The sequence below is a fragment of the Rhizobium sp. TRM96647 genome (assembly GCF_025780115.1).
In the GTDB taxonomy this organism is placed as follows: Bacteria; Pseudomonadota; Alphaproteobacteria; order Rhizobiales; family Rhizobiaceae; genus Mycoplana.
On record NZ_JAOXHF010000006.1, the window covers coordinates 257620 to 272999 of the forward strand.

Below are 15380 nucleotides of genomic sequence, written 5' to 3' on the forward strand. Positions count from 1 at the left end.
CGGAAAGCGCTTCCCCTCTTCGACCAGTTCAGGACAAGTATTGATGCGGAACGTCCGCTCGGCAGGACACCTGCCGCCAACTCCGGCGTCAGCAGGCGCCAGACGGGACCTTCATCAGGCACCGCAACATTGAGGGGAATTTGCTATTCGCTTCAGGCATGCCGACACTCCATGGTCGAAGTTTTGTCCCTTCGGGTGGACTTATGCGATGCACTGCTTGCCGTCGATCATCGTCGGGAGGAACAGACACGACCGAACCAGTCTTGCCGCCGGATGACAAGGCATCCCCGACTTGTCTCCCTATCCCGACTTGAAGACTAGCCGGGAATGGCATGTGATTCAACTACAGGATGGGTCAGTTATTCATATATTCCGCGCGCTTAATTGATGGCTGACGCATGGTATCGGCAGCTGCGCTGCCGATACTTCGGCCACCGCCGTCTCTCGTCTCTGCCTCGGCCACCGGCGGTCATGTTTCGAAAGGTCCTGATCCCGGCGAAGGCCGCGGCGATGACGATCGACAGTCGGACGGACCACGGCAAGCGCACGCCCGCCTCGCCCTGCCTGCGAGATCAGAAGCCTTCCAGGACGATCTTGCCCCGGGCCTTGCCGCTTTCCAGAACGGCATGCGCCCGCTTGAGGTTGGCGGCATTGATCGGTTTCAGCACTTCGGTCACGGTCGTCCTCACCTGTCCTTCATCGACGAGGCGTGCGACTTCGTCGAGCAACTTGCCCTGCTCGTCCATGTCGGCGGTCTCGAATATCGACCGCGTGAACATCAACTCCCAGTGGATCGAAACCGCCTTCCGCTTGAAGCCGGTCACATCGAGGCTCTGTGGATCGTCGATCAGTCCGAAGCGGCCCTGCGGCGCGATCAGCTTGATGATCTCGGCAAGATGGCGCTGCGTCTCGGTCGTGGAGAACACGTACGACGGCGCGCCGATGCCGAGCGCCTCCACCTGCTCGGCCAGCGGCTTGCCATGGTCGATCACGTGGTGGGCGCCGAGTTCCAGAACCCAGTCCCGCGTCTCCGGCCGCGACGCCGTGGTGATCACGGTCAGGTCGGTCAGGGCGCGCACCAACTGGATCGCGATCGAGCCGACGCCACCGGCACCGCCGACAATGAGAATGGATTTCGAGGCGCCGGCGACCGGCCTGCGGATGTCGAGCCGGTCGAACAGCATCTCCCAGGCCGTGATCGCGGTCAGCGGCAGCGCGGCCGCCTCGGCGTCAGAAAGCGTCTGCGGCGCATGCCCGACGATCCGCTCGTCGACCAGGTGATACTGGCTGTTCGCACCTTGACGGATCAGCGAACCGGCATAGAAGACGCGATCACCAGGCTTGAACGACTGAACATTCTCTCCCACCTCGAGCACGCGGCCGACCGCATCCCAGCCCAGAACCTTCCACTGGCCGGGCTCGGCCGAGACCCCCTTCCTGATCTTGTAGTCGACCGGGTTTACGGAAACGGCGGAAACCTCGACCAGGATGTCCCGGCCCACGGCCACCGGCTTTTCCAGCTCCACGTCCACCAGCGCGTCCGGCCGGTCCAGGTCTCCCGCGTTCTTGTAGGCAACGGCTTTCATGACATTCTCCTTGAGACAAGTTGATATGACGCAAGGATGGAACTATGTTTTCCGAGGCGCAATACGCACAAAAAAAGCCTATAGTGCACAAAAGGATACTGTCATGGCCAAGGTTCGCCACAGCCGCTTCGATTGCAGTCCGGGTTGCTCCGTCGAGGCTGCGATCGGGCTCATCGACGGCAAGTGGAAGTCGGTGATCCTGTTTCACCTGCTGGACGGGACGCTCAGGTTCAACGAGCTCCGCCGGCAGATTCCCGGCGTCACCCAGCGCATGCTGACCAATCAGCTACGCGAACTCGAGCAGGACGGCCTCATCGATCGCAAGGTCTACGCCCAGGTTCCACCGAAGGTCGAATACAGCCTCTCGCCGCTGGGGCGGAGCATGGAGCCTGTCCTGCTGGCCCTGAAAGACTGGGGGGATGCGAATATCGGGCTCTACGGCAAGCCCGACGCCCTGCGCGAGAAGGACGTGAAGGCCGCCTGACTGGACCCCTTGTTGCGGAGCTTTCAACCGACCACGCCGGCATTGCGCATTTAACCCGATGCGGGACCAGCCAGTTCGTGCAGCGCCTTGCGCAACGCGTCCGGATCGCGGCACCGCACGAGCCGCAGGGGCGCGCCGTCGGTCGCGGCCGCGAGCAGGTGGCCGTCGTCGAGGCTCAGCCAGCATCCATCGTATGTGCCCGCGGCAAGGACGACGCGGAAACCGTCCGGCCGGTGCTCCACCGTGACCCGGTCGGGCGCGATCGACAGCCCGCTGCCTGCCGCCTTCAGGGCCGCCTCCTTGGCGGTCCACAGTTTCAGGAACGGGACCGCGGCGGGCGACAGGGTTGTCGAAACCTCTTCCGGTGACAGAAAGGACGCGGCGATCTCGCGCCAGAACAGCTCGGGCCTGTCCGCCTCCACATCAATGCCGACCTGTCCGGAACCCGACAGGCCGACCGCGATCCAGTCGCCGCCATGGGACAGGTTGACGTCCACGCCCGGCGTGCCGACGAGAACCGGCTTGCCGTTCGGCTCCCGCCGGAAGGCGAGGCTTGCGGGGTCGCGACCGATCGATGCCCCGATCGTCGCGCGCGCCAGAAGGTGCGCGGCCCTGTAGCGGTGCCTGTCCTCGTCGCGGACGAAATTCGCCGCCTGCCGCCGTTCCGCCCGGTCGAGCACATCCCGATGGCCGAGCAGGACCAGTGCGGCCTTGACCGGCGCGGCGATGACCCAGTCCCCGACCTTCCTGTCGTTCCCCGCAGCCACGGCATATCGCTCCTGCATCGGCATCGCCTCTCCACCCCGGACAGCAGGATACGAGGTCGGAAGCGGGCTGCAAGCATCGCATTCAACACACTCGCTCCGGACAGGGATAGTTGGTATCATTTCGACATCGGGCCGGCTGCGATATCGGGGGGCACCGCAACCGCCATCCGCTCGGCATTGGCCGACGAACTGCCGTATGTCGCCGCGGCCCGGCGATCAGGATGCGTCATCTACCCAAGCGACATTCCAGGAGGTGTGCCATGAGCCAGAATGACAAGGCAGACACCGGCAGGCCTGCCGTCCCCAGCGCCGAGGACCTGCGCAAGAACATCCTCACGCAGCAGATGGCGGAGATGGACCGGGAGGACCAGATCAGGAAGCGCCAGCAGGAAGAACTGTCGAAGTTCGCCGACGACTTCTTCCACAAGCATGTCGGCGAAGAGGAACGGTCGATCATTCGCAACGTCGTCATGCGGGCGGTCAAGGAGGGCAAGATGGAGGCGCTGGTCTACAGCTTTCCGTCGAGCTTCTGCAGCGACAGCGGCCGGGCGATCAATAATGCCGACCCGGACTGGCCGAGCACACTCCAGGGCAAGGCGAAGGAGCTCTTCGATGCCTTCAAGGCCAACGCCCAGCCGCAGGGTTATCGCCTGAAGGCCATGGTCATCAATTTTCCCGGCGGCATTCCCGGCGATATCGGCTTTTACCTGAACTGGGAACCGCCGGTCGCCTGAGAGACTGCAAGCGTCCCGTTTCAGCATGACGCCGCGCCTCGGGGACCGCGAGCGCGAATGGCGTCCCGACCGCATCAGGCGTCCGGAGGTGGCGCATGGACAAAGAGATTGCCCCCGATCCCGCCAGGCAGCAGGGCACGGACGAAATAGAGACGAGGATCACCGACTTCGTCAGGCTCGGCATCGTCGGGCTGTTCGCCTACTGGTCGCTGAAGCTGGTGGCGCCGTTCCTCGTCATCATCATCTGGGCGGCGATCCTGGCGGTGGCCCTCTACCCGGCCTACCTGGCCCTCACGGTTGCCCTTGGCGGCAGCAAGCGGCTTGCGGCGATCACGCTGACCGCGCTCAACCTCGCTCTCATCCTGGGGCCGCTGACGGCGCTGAGCCTCGGCTTTCTCGAGGCCACGGAGCATCTCGCCCGCAACCTCGACACGAGCACGCTGCACCTGCCGAGCCCTCCGGCCGGACTTCGCGAATGGCCGGTCTTCGGTGAGGACCTGCACCGGGCCTGGTCGCTGGCGACCAGCAACCTTGCAGAGACCATCGATCGTTTCCAGCCCACGCTCATCAAGGCCGGCGGCGTCGCCCTCGCCAAGGTCGCCAGCATCGGCATGGGCCTGCTCGCCTTCATGGCTTCGGTGATCGTATCGGGTTTCCTGCTCGTGCCCGGGCCGCGGCTGGCGGAGAATACCAATCGCTTCGCCCATCGGATCGCCGGCGAGCGGGGCGTGGGCTTCATCCGGCTCGCCACCTCCACGATCCGCAACGTGGCAAGCGGCGTCATCGGCGTGGCCCTGCTTCAGACGCTCCTGGCCGGGATGGTGCTCTATGGCTTCCACGTGCCCGCCACCGCCATCCTGACATTCGTCATTCTCATTCTCTGCATCGTCCAGCTCGGCCCCGGACTGGTGCTCCTGCCCGTCATCATCTGGGGCTGGCTGTCGATGTCGGCCGGAATGGCGCTGGTGCTGACCCTGCTTCTCGTGCCGATCGCCGTGATCGACAACGTCATGAAGCCGATCCTCGTCTCGCGCGGCCTGTCGACGCCGATGCTGGTGATCCTCACCGGCGTGATCGGGGGCACGATCTCCTACGGCCTGATCGGCCTGTTCCTCGGGCCAATCGTCCTCAGCGTGTTCTACGACCTGCTCGTAGCCTGGGTCCGGCATCCGGACGGCCCGCCGCCGGTCGCAAAGCCGACAGCGATCGCCGGAAAGCCGCCCGCAGCGCCGTGACGCAAGGGCTCTGCGGGCTGCAAAAAATCACCACTCCACGTCGGGCACGACCTTGCGCGGGGTCTTGTCCTCGACATAGTCGTCCGGCCGCTTCTGCCGCTTGCCGAGTTCGGGCTCATCGAACTTCACGCGCTCATAGGGGATCGAATCGAGCAGGTGCGAGATGCAGTTGATCCGAGCCTGCTGTTTGTCATCCGAGGGCACGATCCACCAGGGCGCATGCTCGCTGTCGGTCATGCGGATCATATCGTCGTAGGCGCGCGTATAGTCCCACCACTTGCGATAGGATTCGAGGTCCATCGGGCTGAGCTTCCATTGCCGCACGGGGTCGTCGATGCGCTGGCGGAAACGCCGCTCCTGTTCGTCCTCGCTGACGGTGAGGAAGTATTTCAACAGGATCGTTCCGCTTTCGACGATCGCCGCCTCGAAGCGCGGTGCCAGTTCCAGAAAACGCCGGGCCTTCTTCTCGGTGGTGAAGCCCATCACCCGATCGACGCCGGCCCGGTTGTACCAGCTGCGATCGAAGATGACGATCTCGCCGCCCGCCGGCAGGTGGGCGATGTAGCGCTGCATATAGATCTGCGTCTTTTCCCGGTCGGTCGGCGCGGGCAGCGCCACCACCCGGAACACGCGGGGACTGACACGCTCGGTGATGCGCTTGATGACGCCGCCCTTGCCCGCCGCATCCCGGCCCTCGAAGATGACGACGATGCGTGCGCCCGACTTCTTGACCCAGGCCTGGAGATGCGCGAGTTCCACCTGCAGGCGCGCCAGTTGCTTCTCGTAGCTCTTCTTCCTGCTCTTCTTGTCCTCCGCCGGCGCGGAAGATGCTGCCCGTTCGCCCTTGTGCTTGCCCATCGCCTCATCTCCTCGGATTGACGTTAGCTTTCAGCGACTGCCCTGCTTTCGATCTCGTGGATCCGGAACGCCTGCAACACATCGTCGAGGTCGTCGAAGACGCGGTCGGCGCCGATGCGGTCGATCACGCCGGCCCGCTCCAGCAGCACCCGCGCCTCGGCATGGACCTCGACGAGGCCGAGCTCGACGCCGCGGGCGGCCATCTCCTGCCTCACCTCGTCGATCATCGCCGTCGCGGTGCTGTCCATCTGGGTAATGGCGCTCGCGTCCAGCATGAACCAGCGGGTGCCCTCGGGAAGCTCCGCGATGATGGCGCGCAGGCGGTCGTGCACGTAGTCGGTGTTGAAGAACAGCAGGCTGCCCTCCAGCATCCAGACCACCAGGCCGGGAACGGCCCGCGCCTCGGCGCGGCGATGCAGCTTGTAGAAGCCGTCGCTTCCGGGAATGCGCCCGAGGAAGGCGTCGCGCGGATACATCATGTTCCGTAGCAGGTAGACGAGGGTGGCGGCGATGGCGATGACCACGCCGTTCAGGACGCCCATGCTGATGGCGCCCCACATGGTGATCAGCGCAAAGGCGAATTCCGCGCGGCTGATCCGCCAGATCTGCTTCAGCTCGGCGATATCGATGAGGCTTATGGCAGCCGCGGCCAGGATCGCCGCAAGCGCCGCCACCGGCAGGATGCGCAGGGCATCGTTGAGGAAGAGCAGGGTCGCGATCAGCGCCAGCGCCGAAACCACGCCGGCGAGTTGCGAGCGGCCGCCGACGGAGAGATTGATCGCCGTCCGGGAATCCGAAAAGCTGACGGGGAAGGCGCCGAAGAGCCCGCTCGCGATGTTGACGCTGCCGAGGCCGGCAAGCTCCCGGTTGGCGTCCACGTCCTCGCCGATCCGGGCGCCGAAGCTGCGTGCGGCAACGATGCCGGATCCGAAGCTGACGAGGAACACCGAGGCGGCTCCGAGGAGGAGGCCGTCGATCGGCAGGCTGGCGACAGGCGGCAGCGAAAGAGTGGGAAAGCCAGTGGGAATGTCGCCGACGACGGCAACCCCCCTTCCCTTGAAATCGAACAGCGCCGACAGCGCGACGGCAACCGCCACCACGACCACCGGACCGGGGACAGGAAACCGCAGGACCCTCGCCACCTGCAGTACCGCGAACATGGCGAGTGCGAGCGCCACCGTCGGCCAATGGATCAGATCCCGCTTCTGCACGAGCTCGATCAGCGGAGCGAGCAGCCCGTCCGCCTCGATCCTGACGCCGGTGAAGCGGCCGATCTGTCCGATCAGGATCGACACCGAGATGCCGGCGAAGAAGCCGACGAGGATCGGGCGGGAGAGAAAGGTTGCGAGAACGCCGAGCCGCATCGCCCTGGCCGCCAGGCAGAGCACGCCGACACCGATCGCAAGGGCAGCCGCAATGCCCACCCGGTCGATCGCTGCCGAGGCCGGCATTGCCGCGGCGATGGCCGTGATCGCAGCCGCAAGGACGGTCATCGTCGCCGCGTCAGGACCGACGACCAGGCGCCGGGAATCGCCGAAGACGGCATAGGCAAGCGGCGCCGCGATGCTCGCATAGATGCCCGTCTCCGGCGGAAGGCCGGCAATGGCGGGATAGGCGATCGCGCTCGGCAGGCCGACGGCTGCGATGGAGAGACCAGCCGAAATATCTCCGCGCAGCCAGCCTACCCTGTAGCCTGACAGCCCCCTGAACACGGGCAGGTCAAAACTGCTGCTCATTGCTTCTGCCTGTCCTTGCCAAGCTTCGTGTGACGGATCTCGCCACCCGCCTGAGACCGGACGGTTGCCGCCCGAACAGCTGTGGCGCCCGGCCGTTCAATGCTCCAGGAATACGAAATTCATCCAGGCGCTCATCCGCAGCAGGACCTTGCGCAGGATCGCCACATGATGCCAGTGCTCGGTGTAGACGGCGACGTCCGCGACGACGCCGCCCGGCAGCTGGTAGGCGCTGAGGTCTTCCTGGATCTCGATCACGGCGAGCGTCTGCCCGGGATTGAGCCGTTCGGGCGCCTGGGGATCGATCAGTGCCCCCGTGGGCTGCAATTGCCCTTGCGCCATCACATCGATGATGTTGCCGACCTTCGCCTTGAAGATCCGGCCGGGAACCGCCTTGAACGACACCTCGGCCTCGTCGCCGACGCGAACGCGCTGGAGCGAATTCTGGATGAAGGCCGCGGCAAGGATGCGCTCCTCGCTGCTGATGAAGACCATGACCGGGCGAAACGGCAGGGGATTTGCCATCATGCCCGGCCGCAGGAACACCTGCGTCACATAGCCGTCGCTCGGCGCCCGCACCGTCGTCTGGTCCAGTTCGAATTCCGCATTGCGCAATTCCGCTTGAAGGCGGGCCACGGTGGGATTGATGCCGTTGATCTGCGATTCATAGGCGAGCCGTGCCTGCATGGCCTGTGCCTGGGCCGTGCCGACCGCCGCCTGTGCCGTCAGATAGGCGCCGCGGCGATTTTCGACTTCCAGCTCCGAGACCGCCGTCTCGCCGGTGCGGGTCCTCGAGCTCTCGAATATCTCCAGATAGCGCTCGTAGCTCTGCTGCGCCCTGTCGCGCGAGGCTTCCGTTCCGGCAACGAGCGAGACCGCCCCGTCAAGCGCCGCCTTCAACTGGCGCACCGACTGTTCCGCTTCCGCAAGCGATGCCTTCTTCTGGTCCACTGTATACTGGTAGGGCCGCGGATCGATGCGAAAAAGCACGTCCCCCTTCTTCAGGGGGGCATTCATCTTCACCGGCACCTCGACCACGATGCCGCCAACGGCCGGGATCACCGGAGCAGAGGTGAAGTAGATGCGGCCGTCCCCGGAATAGGGGTGGTTGTAGCTCATGATCAGGAGCAGGGCCGATATCAGGAAGATCCCGCCGAGAACGGCGGTGGAGACCGTCCACTGGTTGACCGGAACCCGGAATATCTTGAAGATCGCCACGCAGATCGCCGCATAGGTCAGGATGAGGAGAAGATCCATCAGGCGATCTCCCTCTGTCCGAGCTTTTCTTCCAGCTCCGCGACGCGCGCCTGCAACCGGGCGACCTCGGCGTTCGCCTGTATCTCGGATTGCAGCTTTCCGTCCCGGCGGATGCCCCACCCGCGATCCTCGCGATAGACCGTCGCCCAGATGAAGAGGAAGGGCCAGATGGCGTGCAGCGTGAACAGGCTGACCCAGCCGGCGACGTGGATGGCGTCCTGGTGCGGGTGCTTGCGTGACTTGGCGATCCTGTGCGGGATGTCGTGAATGGCGATGATGCCGTAGAACAGCGTGAGCACGGTAAACAGCAGCACGCCGAGCGCAAAATAATCGAGAAACACGCCCAATCCTCCGCCCCACAGCTCGCTGCGAACGCAGCGATTTCAATGCATGCATCGAAGGCGGCTGCCCGCCCCTGGTCATCGCCTGTGCTCTAACCCGGTCGGGAGCGCGGTCCGTCGGCGGGGCTTTCCGGTCCGGCCGGAAGGTCTGCGTATTTGGCTCGGTCCATGGCTTTCCTCCGGGCCGGGGCCTGTGTCGCCACAGGCGATAACGCCATAGTTTCAGGTATCTTACGCCAAGGCCGCGTCGCGATCCAACAATATCGCATCGGTTGCGTTGCGATGATCGGGCCAACGGCTGCAGCGGCGAAGACGGGGAGCTGCGTCATTAACAGTTCCTACATCGTCGCTGCCTATGACGGCAGATGACGACCTCGGGGGGCTCCGTCTGCCATCACGGCACGATGCGATCGTCATGTTTCCTTGTACGGCAACAGGCAAAACGGTGCTTCCGCACCGTGTGCTCGACGCGCCGGCATTCAGATTTCATCTCGCAAGCGAGCCGACAGATGATCCTCGAGAATATCAAGATCCGCACAAAAGTTGTGCTTGTCATCGTGCTGATGGCGCTGGTGGCCCTTGCCGGGCTGGCCTATGTGAACCTGCAGCTCAAGAACGTCGACAGCCGCTATTCGGCCTTCATCGCCAATGAGACGACGGCAGCCACCCTGAATGCCCGGGCGTCGCTGAACCTCGTGCAGATGGGCCTGCAGCTGACGAACGTCACGCTGCTGTTCACCCACGGCTCGAAGGACTACAAGGATGCCATCGAGCGCTACACTTCGAGCAAGTCGTTGATCCTCGGCCGTCTCGACCAGGTGGCCGAGAAGGTGCCTTCGATGGCATCGGCCGTCAATGAATTGGAGGCCGGCGTCACCGAGATCATCAAGCTCGACGAGCAGATCATCGCCTATACCGACCAGAACCGGAAGGCGGATGCGCTGCCGGTCCTGAAGAAGCGCAACGAGCTGGCGCAGGCGATCACGCCGCGCTTCTCGGCCATCACCGACGAGCTCATGACGACCGTCGACGACGGCAGCAACGCACTGGCGGAAGAGACCGGCCACACCATTCTCGTCAGCCTGGTGGCGCTGGGTGCGGCAGTGCTCCTCGTCAGCGGCCTCGGCCTCTACGTTTCCTCGCGCGGCATCACCGGCCCGATCGAGCGCCTGCGCCACCGCATGCTGTCGCTCGCCGACGGCCAGACGGCGGAGGAAATCTTCGGCTTGCAGCGCAAGGACGAGATCGGCCAGATGGCGGCCGCCGTCGGCGTGTTCCGCGACAATGCGCTGGATCGTATCCGTCTCGAACAGGACGCCGAAGCCAGCCGCAGCCTGTCGGAGAAGGAACGCCTGGAGCGCGAGGCCCAGAAGGCAAGGGAAGCCGCCGACACACAACTGGCCGTCGATGCGCTCGCGGCGGGCCTGACGCATCTGGCTAACGGCGACGTCACCTACCGCATCGAAACGCCCTTCGTCGCCCATCTCGACGGTCTTCGCGGCAACTTCAACGATTCCGTCGACAAGCTCCAGCGCGCGCTCGAGGCCGTCGGCGAGAACGCCCGCAGCATCGACGCCGGCGCCAACGAGATCCGGTCTGCCGCCGACGACCTCTCCAGGCGCACCGAGCAGCAGGCCGCCTCGGTGGAGGAGACCGCCGCCGCCCTCGAGCAGATCACGACGACGGTCACGGATTCCACCAGCCGTGCCGAAGAGGCCGGCCATCTGGTCGACCACGCCCGCGCGCAGGCCGAACGGTCCGGCGAGGTCATGCGACGCGCGGTGACTGCCATGCATGCGATCGAGAAGTCGTCCGAGGAAATCAGCAACATCATCGGCGTCATCGACGAGATCGCCTTCCAGACCAACCTGCTGGCACTGAACGCCGGCGTGGAGGCCGCGCGCGCCGGCGATGCCGGCAAGGGCTTCGCCGTCGTCGCCCAGGAGGTCCGCGAACTCGCACAACGCTCCGCGCAGGCTGCCAAGGAGATCAAGGCGCTGATCAGCGCCTCGGGCGAACAGGTCCGCACCGGCGTCGAACTCGTCGCCGAGACCGGCGGCTCCCTGGAGGACATCGTCGGCCAGGTCCGCGAGATCAACGCCCACGTGCGGGCGATCGTCGAGGCGGCGCGCGAACAGTCGACCGGCCTGCAGGAGATCAACACCGCCGTCAACACCATGGATCAGGGCACGCAGCAGAACGCTGCGATGGTCGAGCAATCGACGGCTGCGAGCCACGCGCTGGCCCGCGAGGCGGCGGCGCTGAACGATCTCCTCGCCCAGTTCACCCTGTCGAAAGCGCGGGGCCGCGCGGCGCCGCGAGCCGCGGCCATCGAGAGCCGGCCGGTGGCCTCTCCGGCCAGGGCACTCGGCCGCAAGATCGCCAACGCCTTCTCCGCCCGCGGCAATGCCGCCGTCGCCCAGGATGCCTCTTGGGAGGAATTCTGAGGCCGCAAGAAGAAACTGACGCCGCACGACAGACAGGACGGCCATCCGCGAACCGCGCGGATGGCCGTTTTCAGTTGAAGGATCGCTATCGGGCACTCTAGAGAGTGGCGAGCATCCGGTTGGCGATCGCGCCCGCATAGGCGTCGCGCAGGGTCACCTTGCGCTCCAGCGCCTCGATCACGGTTTCGGCAAAGTCGACCTCGTAGAGGTCGTGCATGATGTTCAGCCCGCCGGGTGTGAACACGTTGATCTCGAGGATCTTGTCGCCGACGATATCCAGCCCCACCAGGAACATGCCGTCCTCCACGAGCTTGGGCCTGACCGTCTCCGCGATGGCGAGGATTTCCGGCGTGATCTCGACGGCCACCGGCTTGCCGCTGGCATGGATGTTGGAGCGTACCTCGCCCTTCGCCGGGACCCGGCGGATCGCCGCATACTTACCGTCCCGCTCGAGCGGCCGGCCGTTCATCAGGAACAGGCGGATATCCCCTTCGGTCGCCGCAGGCAGGTAGTTCTGCGCGATCAGGTATCCCTCGCCGCTGACCGCCTCGAAGATCTGGTTGAGGTTCGCCTCGTCGGGCGAGCCGATCTTGAAGACGTTCTTGCCGCCGGATCCCTGCAGCGGCTTCATGATCGCGCCCTTGGGGTGCGCCTCGAGGAAGCCGCGGATTTCGTCGATGCTCTTCGATATCAGCGTCTCCGGCCGGACCGCCGGCGGGAAGCCCTGGAAGTAGAGCTTGTTCTGCGCGAGCGACAGGCCGTCGGGATCGTTGACGACGACGACCCCGCGTGCCGCGGCCAGCCGGCCGAACATGGCGCCCACATGCGCCGCCCAGGGCCGGGCATCTGCATCGAGGGAGGGATCGTTGCGCAGAAGCAGGACGTCGATATCGCGGACGTCCATCGTCTCGACCGCCGCCTCCTCGCCCTGCAGTGCGGCATGGAGGCTCTCGGCCTTCTTGTAGCGTTTGGACGGCAGCGTGCGGCCGCGCACGCTGAGGCTGTCGTCGGAGCGCAGCACGAAATCCTCGGGCGTCAGATAGCAGATGTCGTGACCCCGGCTGAGGGCGGCGAGCGCCAGCCCGGTCGTGGTATAGGTGGGGGTCTCCCCCTCGATCGAATTGACGAAAAAGGCAATACGCATGAGTGCTCTCCTCAAGCTTCGAGCATGGCAAGGGGGGACAGGCCGGCGCGCGCCCTGGCAAGGCGTTCGCGGCCACGATCGGTTTCCAGACAGAGCGGCCGCAGGATCGGCGCCTTGAGCAGGCCGCGCGCGCCCAGTTCCTCCATCACGCCGAAATGGGCGGCCGAGATCTTGCCCATCCAGAACGGATCCAGCGCCGCGCCGGCCTTCAGGTGGCTCAGCAGCGTCAGCAGCCCGCGCAGATAGATGGCGTCCTTGGCGAGCCCGCCGCCGCGGTAGACGCGAAGCAGCAGCGCAAAGGCCGTCTCGGGGTCGAGCCCGTGCTCCCCCGTCATGACGCGGAACGCCTCGACGAAGGATGCGCCCGACAGCATGAGGTTGCAGCCGACCACGCGCGCAGCCAGCAGGCGCAGCCGCTCCGAGGTGAACCCGCCCGCGAGATATTCGGCAAAGACCGCAAGCCCCTCCTGCATGCCCTCATATCCCGCAAGACCGGTGCGGAAGACGCGCAGCCCCTGCGCGGAGCCGTTGAAATAGGTGAGCAGGTGGACGCCCACCTCGTGGCTGAGAAGCGCATCGACGCGATGGCGCATCATGCGCGTGCGCCGCGAAATGAGAAGCCGCCGGCCCGACACCATCAGGCCGGCCGGCACGTCGTCGCGCAGCTCGATCGCGGCATCGAAGCCGTCGTAGCGCCGATGATAATCCGCCATCATCGCACGTGCGCGGCGCTCCACGAACCCGGAATCCACGGTCTCGTCGTGGTGCTGCGCAAGCGCCGGCATGCGCCTTGCGCCCTGCGTGCGCCGAAGCACATCGAGGGCGCCTTCAAGCAGCGGCGGCTCGACCGGACCATACAGCGCGCGGCCGAACTCGATGAAACGCACCGTCTCGCGATGCCCGATCAGTGTCAGTTGCAGATCGAGTTCCTGCCGCTTCTCGCGGTAGAGCTGGTGCAGGACGGGGTCCTCGAGCCGGTCCAGCGAAATCGAATAGAGGCGGCGCTTCTCGCGCTCGACCAGAAGGGCCAGGGGCCGATAGAGAAAGCGCGGCGGGCGGTCGAAGCCATTGGCCCTGAACTCCTGCCATGCCGCAGCCGCATTGATCGGCGTGACGGCCAGTAGGAAATCGAAGCTGGAGGCGACCTCGTCCATGCCGCGGTCGGCGCGCTCCACGGCATCGATGAAGGCCTTGCGCCCGTACGCCCGATGGGTGGCGGGCTTCGGCAGCCCCTCCTCCGCCAGAAACGTCGTGAACGCCTGCAGGCCAGCGTCGAGAAAGTTGTCGACGATGCGCTGGCGCAGCTCGGGATAGACGATCTCCGAACCCGGCGAACGATGGATCGGCGCAAAGCGCAGCGTCAGGAGCGGCAGTTGCAGTCCCATCAGTTGTGCGCGGACGCAGGGATCCTCTTCCGCCTTGCGGCACTCCACCTGCGGCGTGCGGAAGCGGGCCTTGAAGGCCTCCACCGCGCCGGCAAAGGCCATCATCGCGGCAGTGGCCGACGTGCCGTCCGTCGCCGAGAGCCTGACCTCGAAGGGTTGCAGGAAGGGCGCATCCTCCGACAGCAGCCGGTCCCGTTCCAGTTCGTCGACGTCGAGCAGGACGAACGCGCCGAAGCGCCGCCTCAGCGCATCGGCAAGCGGCGGAACGATCGCCACCGCATCCTCGACACGCTCGACAAGCAGGTAGGACGCATGCGCCGCCGCGATCTCGCGGGCGACCGTGTGGGTATCGGCGGCCCCCACATGCAGGCAGAGGAAGGGCAAGGGCCGGTCGATATGCAGCCGGCCGCCGGGAAATTCCTGGCGCACGGACTTGCCGGCTTCCAGAGCCGCGAGCGCCTCTTCCAGCGCAAACTCCTGCCGTGCCGGCCGTTCCTCGGGCTCCGTCTTCGCCGCGTTCATGAAACCTCCCGCAGCGCCCTTTCCAGCGCCGGCACCGACGCATTGACCAGATCGCGCAGCGCTGCGACGGCGCGCGGGTCGGGCTGCCCGGTCCACTCGTCCATGAAGATCTTCTTGAATTCCACCGCCAGCGCGCAACCGTTCTCCGGAAAGCGCTCATGGATGAAACGCGTCTGCTCGCCGCGCCCCTCGAACGCCACGTTCTCCCGCACGTCCAGCTTCCTGCCAGGATATTCGAAACGACGCGCGGCATCGACGAAGGCGTCTACCACGGGCGCCCAGCGCTCCCGGTCCATCGAGTGGGTGCCGATGTTGATGTCCGGCGCCTTCTCCGGGTCCGTCGGATCTTCGGCAGGGCCGGCCCGGCGGTGGTTGTAGCTATGGATGTCGAGCACGACGAAACGCCCGTGCTGCTCCTCGATGTCGCGAAGATAGGCTTCGAGCATGACGTAGTAGGCATCGTGGATCGCGAGGCTTTCGGCCACCATGGCCTCCGACGGCTGCTCGCGCCAGACATCGATGCCCCATGCCTGTTCCGGCCGGAGGTAGACGGCGCCGTCGCGCGGCCGGTTCAGGTCGATCTCGAAGCGGGACTGGTGGAAGACGATCCGGTTCGGCAGGTCGGCGATCGTCTGACCCGTAAACGGATCCTCCTCGCGCAGCCGCTCGTCCTCCGAAATCCGCATCTTCCGCAGGATATCGGGCCGCACCGCGTGACCGTCGTGTATGGCGGTGCCGACGACCGGCGACGTGCCGCCCCGGTGCGTCGTCCACCGGGGGGGCGCGTTCACATGGTCGGCATGCTTTGCATCTTCCTGCATCTGGATCGTCGTTCCCTCGCAAACCTCGGAAGGAAATGCCCAGAGGCGTCTTTCGTTCCGTGCCGC

Annotated in this window: 13 protein-coding genes; 4 read left to right on the forward strand and 9 right to left on the reverse strand. The window is 65.6% G+C overall.

Translation table 11 applies throughout. The annotated features are described in order from the left end of the window. Window positions 1–572: 572 nt before the first annotated feature. Window positions 573–1586, reverse strand: coding sequence for a zinc-binding alcohol dehydrogenase family protein (locus tag OCK02_RS13845; protein WP_263813559.1), 1014 nt, complete (start codon window positions 1584–1586; stop codon window positions 573–575). Window positions 1587–1689: 103 nt separating this feature from the next. Here OCK02_RS13845 and OCK02_RS13850 point away from each other — a divergent pair, with 103 nt between their 5' ends. Then, window positions 1690–2070, forward strand: a complete 381-nt coding sequence (locus tag OCK02_RS13850; RefSeq protein ID WP_263813560.1) for a winged helix-turn-helix transcriptional regulator — start codon at window positions 1690–1692, stop codon at window positions 2068–2070. A 50-nt stretch (window positions 2071–2120) separates the two neighbouring features. On the opposite strand, the gene OCK02_RS13855 is transcribed toward OCK02_RS13850, so the two are convergent. Next, on the reverse strand, window positions 2121–2855 hold the full coding sequence (locus OCK02_RS13855) for a 4'-phosphopantetheinyl transferase family protein (RefSeq protein WP_263813561.1): 735 nt from the start codon (window positions 2853–2855) through the stop codon (window positions 2121–2123). 242 nt (window positions 2856–3097) lie between these two features. Between OCK02_RS13855 and OCK02_RS13860 the strand changes: the two genes are divergently transcribed. After that, the gene (locus tag OCK02_RS13860; RefSeq protein WP_230807592.1) at window positions 3098–3571 is read left to right on the forward strand and encodes a hypothetical protein; all 474 of its coding nucleotides are present in this window, start codon (window positions 3098–3100) and stop codon (window positions 3569–3571) included. 95 nt (window positions 3572–3666) lie between these two features. Then, complete coding sequence (locus OCK02_RS13865) at window positions 3667–4806, forward strand: AI-2E family transporter (RefSeq protein WP_263813562.1); 1140 nt, start codon at window positions 3667–3669, stop codon at window positions 4804–4806. Window positions 4807–4833: 27 nt separating this feature from the next. Here the strand turns inward: OCK02_RS13865 and ppk2 are convergent, their stop codons facing one another. The 4 genes from ppk2 to OCK02_RS13885 form a co-directional block, all read right to left on the reverse strand. Further along, the gene (gene ppk2, locus OCK02_RS13870) at window positions 4834–5664 is read right to left on the reverse strand and encodes a polyphosphate kinase 2 (RefSeq protein ID WP_263813563.1); all 831 of its coding nucleotides are present in this window, start codon (window positions 5662–5664) and stop codon (window positions 4834–4836) included. Between the two features lie 23 nt (window positions 5665–5687). Further along, window positions 5688–7400, reverse strand: coding sequence for a SulP family inorganic anion transporter (locus OCK02_RS13875; RefSeq protein WP_263813564.1), 1713 nt, complete (start codon window positions 7398–7400; stop codon window positions 5688–5690). A 96-nt stretch (window positions 7401–7496) separates the two neighbouring features. Then, window positions 7497–8654 (reverse strand): HlyD family secretion protein, encoded by a 1158-nt coding sequence (locus OCK02_RS13880; protein WP_263813565.1) that lies wholly within the window; start codon window positions 8652–8654, stop codon window positions 7497–7499. After that, on the reverse strand, window positions 8654–8995 hold the full coding sequence (locus OCK02_RS13885) for a DUF3302 domain-containing protein (RefSeq protein ID WP_183806633.1): 342 nt from the start codon (window positions 8993–8995) through the stop codon (window positions 8654–8656). Before OCK02_RS13885 ends, OCK02_RS13880 begins: the two co-directional genes overlap by 1 nt. 509 nt (window positions 8996–9504) lie before the next feature. Here OCK02_RS13885 and OCK02_RS13890 point away from each other — a divergent pair. Continuing rightward, window positions 9505–11442, forward strand: coding sequence for a methyl-accepting chemotaxis protein (locus OCK02_RS13890; RefSeq protein ID WP_263813566.1), 1938 nt, complete (start codon window positions 9505–9507; stop codon window positions 11440–11442). 97 nt (window positions 11443–11539) lie between these two features. Here OCK02_RS13890 and OCK02_RS13895 read toward each other — a convergent pair whose 3' ends face one another. From OCK02_RS13895 to OCK02_RS13905, 3 genes are read right to left on the reverse strand one after another with little or no spacing between them, the layout of a single operon-like run. Next, entirely contained in the window at window positions 11540–12586 is a 1047-nt protein-coding gene (locus tag OCK02_RS13895) for a glutathione synthase (protein WP_263813567.1), read from the reverse strand. Between the two features lie 11 nt (window positions 12587–12597). Beyond that, complete coding sequence (locus OCK02_RS13900; protein WP_263813568.1) at window positions 12598–14493, reverse strand: flavohemoglobin expression-modulating QEGLA motif protein; 1896 nt, start codon at window positions 14491–14493, stop codon at window positions 12598–12600. Beyond that, window positions 14490–15314 (reverse strand): N-formylglutamate amidohydrolase, encoded by an 825-nt coding sequence (locus OCK02_RS13905; protein ID WP_263813569.1) that lies wholly within the window; start codon window positions 15312–15314, stop codon window positions 14490–14492. The genes OCK02_RS13900 and OCK02_RS13905 overlap by 4 nt, the downstream gene beginning before the upstream one ends. Window positions 15315–15380 lie beyond the last annotated feature (66 nt).